6 protein-coding genes and 1 pseudogene are annotated in these 6,419 nt (G+C 61.6%); 6 read left to right on the forward strand and 1 reads right to left on the reverse strand.

The features are described 5' to 3' along the window. Both AC1DT3_RS09785 and AC1DT3_RS09790 read left to right on the forward strand, forming a co-directional pair. Positions 1-885 (forward strand): annotated as a pseudogene (locus AC1DT3_RS09785) (patatin-like phospholipase family protein); the annotation flags it as partial. A gap of 27 nt (positions 886-912) precedes the next feature. Continuing rightward, positions 913-1,770 (forward strand): methionyl-tRNA formyltransferase, encoded by an 858-nt coding sequence (locus AC1DT3_RS09790; protein WP_477465063.1) that lies wholly within the window; start codon positions 913-915, stop codon positions 1,768-1,770. Here AC1DT3_RS09790 and AC1DT3_RS09795 read toward each other — a convergent pair. Then, positions 1,758-2,258: a flavin reductase family protein gene (locus AC1DT3_RS09795; RefSeq protein WP_477465064.1), complete on the reverse strand. Its 501-nt coding sequence runs from the start codon at positions 2,256-2,258 to the stop codon at positions 1,758-1,760. The genes AC1DT3_RS09790 and AC1DT3_RS09795 overlap by 13 nt on opposite strands. Positions 2,259-2,536: 278 nt before the next feature. Here AC1DT3_RS09795 and AC1DT3_RS09800 point away from each other — a divergent pair, with 278 nt between their 5' ends. The 4 genes from AC1DT3_RS09800 to AC1DT3_RS09815 all read left to right on the forward strand — a co-directional run. Continuing rightward, positions 2,537-3,457 carry a branched-chain amino acid ABC transporter permease gene (locus AC1DT3_RS09800; RefSeq protein WP_477465065.1) on the forward strand — a complete coding sequence of 307 codons (921 nt, stop codon included), beginning with the start codon at positions 2,537-2,539 and terminating at the stop codon, positions 3,455-3,457. 11 nt (positions 3,458-3,468) lie between these two features. Further along, complete coding sequence (gene livM / locus AC1DT3_RS09805) at positions 3,469-4,884, forward strand: high-affinity branched-chain amino acid ABC transporter permease LivM (protein WP_477465066.1); 1,416 nt, start codon at positions 3,469-3,471, stop codon at positions 4,882-4,884. Then, positions 4,884-5,726 (forward strand): ABC transporter ATP-binding protein, encoded by an 843-nt coding sequence (locus AC1DT3_RS09810; protein ID WP_477465067.1) that lies wholly within the window; start codon positions 4,884-4,886, stop codon positions 5,724-5,726. The genes livM and AC1DT3_RS09810 overlap by 1 nt, the downstream gene beginning before the upstream one ends. Beyond that, on the forward strand, positions 5,723-6,419 hold a 697-nt coding region (locus tag AC1DT3_RS09815), incomplete at its 3' end, for an ABC transporter ATP-binding protein (RefSeq protein ID WP_477465068.1). The genes AC1DT3_RS09810 and AC1DT3_RS09815, both read left to right, overlap by 4 nt.

The following is a 6,419-nucleotide window of genomic DNA, read 5'->3' on the forward strand; positions in this document are numbered from 1 at the left end:
ATCTACAACCGCGTTCCGTTCGTGTTCGATCCGATCACGTTCAGCGCCTTGTGCAGCGATCTCAGCACGGTTCGCTTGTCTGAAGCGGTCGCCGCATCCGCTGCCGTTCCGGGCGTGTTCGTTCCGATCAATGTCGAGAATTACGGCGAGAGTTGCGGCGGCCACATTCCGAAATGGATGCAGCGCAGTCTCACGGATCGATCGTCGCCCGCGACGCTGCGCGCCAGCGCCGCCGCGCTCAACCGTTTTCGCAACGACCCCGAACGCTATCGCTACGTAAAACTTCTCGACGGCGGCCTGACCGACAATTTCGGTATTCATTCCCTGTCGATTGCGCGTACGAATCGGGATCGCCCCTACGTGCCGTTGACGGACGAGCAAGGTGTGCAAGTCAACCGCTTGCTGTTCATGGTCGTCGATGCCGGGCGCGGACCGGGCGGCGACTGGCCGAAATCGCTCGCCTCTCCGTCGGGTATCGATCTCGCGGGCATCGTCACCGACGCCGCCATCGATTCCGGCGTCTACAAGGGCTACGACTATTTCAAGTCGATGATGCGGGATTGGCAAAACGATCTTCGCCGCTGGCGCTGCTCACTGTCGAACGAAGAGGTCCTGCGCCTTCGCGGAACGTTGAGAGGTTGGAATTGCGGCGACGTCGTCTTCAGCATCGGTCGCGTGTCGTTCGAAGATGCCGGCCAGGACATGAAGGAACGGCTCGACCAGGTGCCGACGCGCTTTCAGCTCGACGTACCGACTTTGGACATGGTCATCGACGGCGGCGAAACCGCATTGCGCAACAACGCGACCTTTCGGGATTTCCTGCGCAAGGCATCGCCGCGACCTCTCTCCGCCTCTCTTGATTTGCGTGACGGGCCCGCCAACTGAGAGGGCATCAGAAGGATCTCGTTTGAAATGCGGTTCGCCTTCGCAGGCATCGACTTCCTCGGCGACGTGTTTCTCACCCTTTTGGCGAAGGGCTGGAAGCCGGTCAGATTGTTCAGTCGCCCTTGCGACGACGTCTACGATTTCAACAATGTGACCGTTTCCCGGGCACAATCCTTGAACGTCCCCGTGCAATACTCGCGCATTCAGCCGGCGGACCTCGCGCGGCTGCGCGACATCGGTTGCGATGCGCTGATCGTTGCGGGTTATCCCTGGCTGATCACCGGCTGGGAGCAACATCTTCCCTACGCGCTGAACTACCATCCCTCCCCTTTGCCCGCGGGGCGCGGTCCCTATCCTCTGTTTCGCGCGGTTCTTGACGATTATTCGGAATGGGCCGTCACGACGCATGCGCTCGCGCCATCCTTCGATACCGGACCGATCCTGGCGCAAGATCGCTTTCCGCTCTCAGTTACGGACACTCACGATACAATTCTCGCCAAATGCCAAATGGCGGCGAAGCGGTTGAGCGTGCGCCTTGCCGACGATCTTCCCGCCTTGTGGCGAGACGCGAAAGCGCAGGGACAGGGCAGTTATTGGCCGCGGATCACGCAGAAACAACGTACACTCGATTGGCGCGGCACGGTCGATTCCGTGCTCAGGACGGTTCGCGCCTTCGGCACGATCGAGACCACCGCACAAGTGGATGGACGATATCTGCATGTTTGGGCGGCGAACGGGTGGCGCGAGAGTCACGCATACGGGCCTGGCACCGTCGTGCATCGCCACCGTCACCATCTCGTCGTGGCTGTGTCCGATGGTTTCGTCCAATTGACGGGTTGGAGCCCGAACGCGCCAACGGCGCGCAACACACCTCAGAGGTGGTGATAGCGGCGTTCCTGATAAATCAGGGGCGATCGGCCGTCGCCAAGCGTCACGCCGACGATCTCACCGATGATGACGTGGTGCGTCGCGACGAGTCTTTCGTCCGAGACACGGCAATCGAACGCAACGAGACCCGTCGTCAGACGCGGCATCCCGGTGGCGGTGGCCTCCCAGGTCCCGACGCCGAACCGCTCGGCGCCGGAGAGCTGCGTGCGTCCGGCGAATGCTTCAGCGACTGCGGCGTCCTCGGAGCTCAAAGTGTTGACGCTGAACAAACCGTGCGCGAGGAGCGACTTGACCGCGTGGCCAGACGAATTGACGCAGACGAGAAGCGATGGCGGACTATCGGTCACCGGGGTGACAGCCGTCGCGGTGAATCCCGCCCGGCCCCTCGCCCCATCAGTCGCCACCACATGGACGGCACCCGGAACCCGGCGCATGCCCTCGCGGAAGGCCGCGGGGTCGAGACCGGAATTCAACCTGGGCGGCACTTTCAACATCTCCATCCGGCAAAGCACTCTCATTCTTGGCGGGAATTCGCAAGATTATCCCTGGGATATGGCTTTTCGCATCCCGTTTGAGAAGCGGCTTCGCGCCCGAATGAAACATTGTTGTGGTTTAGTCGCCCCCCTCCTTTAGACGCCATTGTGGTCCCCTACCCCTCTTGCTACAGACCCCCACCTTACGTCCGGCTTGGCCTGCGACTTGCATCGTGCTTTGCTGCGGCGTTTCCCAAGAAAGACCCCATCCAGAGGGGCAAGGGTAGGACATGGATATATTTTTGCAGCAGCTCATCAATGGGCTGACGCTGGGGTCGATCTACGGCCTCATTGCCATCGGATACACGATGGTGTTCGGCATCATCGGCATGGTCAACTTTGCCCACGGTGATGTTTTCATGCTCAGCGCCTTCGTCGCGCTGATTTTCTTTCTGATCCTGACGACGTGGCTCGGCATCTCCTCGATCGCCCTGGCGCTCTTCATCGTGATGATCCTCGCCATGATCGTGACGTCGCTGTGGGGCTGGGCGATCGAGCGGATCGCATATCGCCCCTTGCGCGGGTCCTTCCGTCTGGCGCCCTTGATCTCCGCCATCGGCGTTTCGATCTTCCTGTCGAACTTCGTCCAGGTGGCGCAGGGCGCACGCAACAAGCCCACCGCCCCGATGGTGCGGGACGTGATCGTTCTCTACCAGAGCGAGGCCGGATACTCCGTCGCCCTGTCCTACAAGCAGATCATCATCATGCTCACCACCGCGGTGTTGCTGACGGTCTTCTGGTATCTCGTTCAGAAGACCGCGCTGGGGCGTGCGCAGCGGGCCTGTGAGCAGGATCGCAAGATGGCTGCGCTTCTCGGCGTCGATGTGGACAAGACGATCTCGCTCACCTTCGTCATCGGCGCTGCCCTCGCGGCGGTCGCGGGCACGCTTTACCTGCTCTATTACGGCGTCGTGAGTTTTGCGGACGGCTTCGTCCCGGGCGTCAAGGCCTTCACGGCCGCTGTCCTCGGGGGCATCGGCTCGTTGCCGGGTGCGGTCCTCGGCGGTCTCATCATCGGGTTGATCGAGACGTTCTGGTCTGCCTATTTCTCCATCGAATACAAGGACGTGGCGGCCTTCTCGATCCTCGCCATCGTTCTCATCTTCATGCCGTCCGGTATTCTCGGGCGCCCTGAAGTCGAAAAAGTCTGAGGAGCCGGACCATGAGTGCTCCTCCGATCACGCAAGCAACCAGCCAGGACACGGCAGCGCCGATCCGCTTCGATCTCGCGGCCGCGCTCAAGGACGCCGCGATTTCCGCCTTGGTCACACTCGGCCTGTCCATCCCGATCATCGCCTACAAGACGGATCAGAGCGGCTCCGATCTCTTCCTGCGTTCGCGCTGGGGGCTCGTCGCCATCTTCTGCATGCTGATCTTCGGGCTGAGACTGTTGCAGCACGCGTTCATGGCGACGCGCGCCGCGCGCCAGGCGCTTCCAGATCCGCACCAGGCGACCGAGCCGGTCCATGCCGAACCGAGCGCCTTCCAGAAGGTGTCGAAGTTCGCCATCCCGGCGTTCCTGGGGATCGCCCTCGCCTTTCCGGCCATCATCTACGCCATCCAGGGCGGGCTTACCGAATCCCGCTACTGGGTCGATCTCGGCATCCTCATCCTGACCTATGTGATGCTGGGATGGGGCCTCAACATCGTGGTCGGCCTCGCGGGTCTGCTCGATCTCGGCTATGTGGCGTTCTATGCGGTCGGTGCGTATTCATACGCACTTCTGTCGACGACGTTCGGCCTGTCGTTCTGGATCTGCTTGCCGGTGGCGGGCATCCTCGCCGCATTCTGGGGCATCATTCTCGGCTTTCCGGTCCTGCGTCTGCGCGGCGACTATCTCGCCATCGTGACGCTCGCATTCGGCGAGATCGTCCGCCTCGTTCTCATCAACTGGGTCGATCTCACCAATGGCGGCGCGGGCATCTCGTCGATCCCCCGCGCCACGTTCTTCGGCATTCCGTTCACAGCCGACGAAGACGGCTTCGCCGCCCGGTTCGGGCTCGAATTCAACGGCATGCATCGGATCATCTTTCTCTATTACCTGATCCTCATTCTCGCGCTCGTGACCAATTTCGTCACCATGCGGCTGCGCAAGCTGCCCGTCGGACGGGCATGGGAAGCGTTGCGTGAAGACGAGATCGCCTGCCGTTCGCTCGGCATCAACACCACCAACACCAAGCTGACGGCCTTCGCCATCGGCGCGATGTTCGGTGGCTTCGCGGGGTCGTTCTTCGCCGTGCGTCAGGGCTTCGTGTCGCCGGAGAGCTTCAACTTCCTCGAATCCGCGATCATCCTCGCCATCGTCGTGCTCGGCGGCATGGGATCGCAAATCGGTGTCGCGATCGCTGCGATCGTCCTCGTGGCCGGTCCCGAAATTTTGCGCAACCTGTCATTCCTGAAGTCGATCTTCGGCGAGGGTTTCGACCCCAACGAATATCGCCTCCTGCTCTTCGGCGCCGGCATGGTCGCCATGATGGTCTGGCGTCCGCGCGGCTTGATTTCCGAACGTGAACCCTCCGTGATTTTGAAGGAGCGAAAAGCCATCTCCGGCTCGCTCGTGAAGGAAGGGCACGGCTAATGCGCTGGCAACAAGATCCCGTCCTCGACGTCCAGCATCTCACGATGCGCTTTGGCGGCCTCGTCGCCATCAACGACTTGTCGTTCCGTGCCGGCCGCGGTGACATCACCGCGCTCATCGGTCCGAACGGCGCCGGCAAGACGACCGTCTTCAACTGCCTCACCGGGTTCTATAAGCCGACGGAAGGAATGGTGGCGCTGCGCAAGACCGACGGCACGCAGCTCTTTCTGGAGCGGCTGCCCGGACATCACATCAATTGGAAGGGCAAGGTCGCCCGCACATTCCAGAACATCCGCATGTTTTCGGGCATGACCGTTCTCGAAAATCTGTTGGTGGCGCAGCATAACTCGCTGATGATCGCGTCCGGCTTCACCTTCCTCGGCGTGCTCGGCATCGGCGGCTATCGCGCCGCCGAACGGCAGGCGATCGAGAAGGCCAAGCATTGGCTGGAAAAGGTGCGGTTGATCGATCGTGCCGACGATCCCGMCGGTGATCTTCCTTATGGCGCACAACGCCGGCTCGAGATTGCGCGCGCCATGTGCACGGATCCCGTGCTGCTGTGTCTCGACGAGCCGGCCGCGGGCCTCAATCCGCGCGAGTCCCATGACCTCAACGAACTCCTGCTGTCGATCCGCAATGACAACCTGACGTCGATCCTGCTGATCGAACACGACATGTCCGTCGTCATGCAGATCTCCGATCATGTCGTGGTGCTGGATTACGGGACCAAGATCTCCGACGGCACGCCGGCGGAAGTGAGAAACGATCCGCGCGTCATCGCCGCCTATCTCGGTGTCGACGACGAAGAAGTCGCAAAGGTCGAAGCGGAGATCGGCGCATGAGTGCTGGAACCAACACGCCGACGCTGGGAACGGCGGCTGCGACGCGCGAGCCGCTGCTGAGCGTCCGCGGCGTCAAGACTTTCTACGGCAATATCGTCGCGCTCAAAGGCGTCGACGTCGATGTCAACGAAGGTGAGATCGTGACGTTGATCGGCGCGAACGGCGCCGGCAAGTCGACGTTGATGATGACGATCTTCGGTAATCCCCGCGCCCGCGAAGGCACCATTCGTTTCGCCGGGAAGGACATCACGCAATTGCCGACGCACGAGATCGCGCGCCTGTCGATCGCGCAATCTCCGGAGGGACGTCGCATCTTCCCGCGCATGACGGTGTTCGAGAACCTTCAGATGGGTGCATCGATCAGCGGTCTCGCGCATTTCGCTCAGGATCTCGAGCGCGTCTGCACGTTGTTTCCGCGGTTGAAGGAACGCCTGCAGCAACGCGGCGGCACCCTATCGGGCGGCGAGCAACAGATGTTGGCCATCGCCCGCGCCTTGATGAGCCGCCCCAAGCTCCTGCTGCTCGACGAACCGTCGCTCGGTCTCGCGCCGCTCATCGTGAAGCAGATCTTCTCGATCATCAAAGAACTGAACGAGAAGGACGGGATGACGGTCTTCCTGGTCGAGCAGAACGCCTATCACGCCCTCAAGCTCGCCCATCGCGGATATGTGATGGTGACGGGCAACATCACCT

The organism is Microvirga sp. P4_G7 (genome assembly GCF_056401005.1).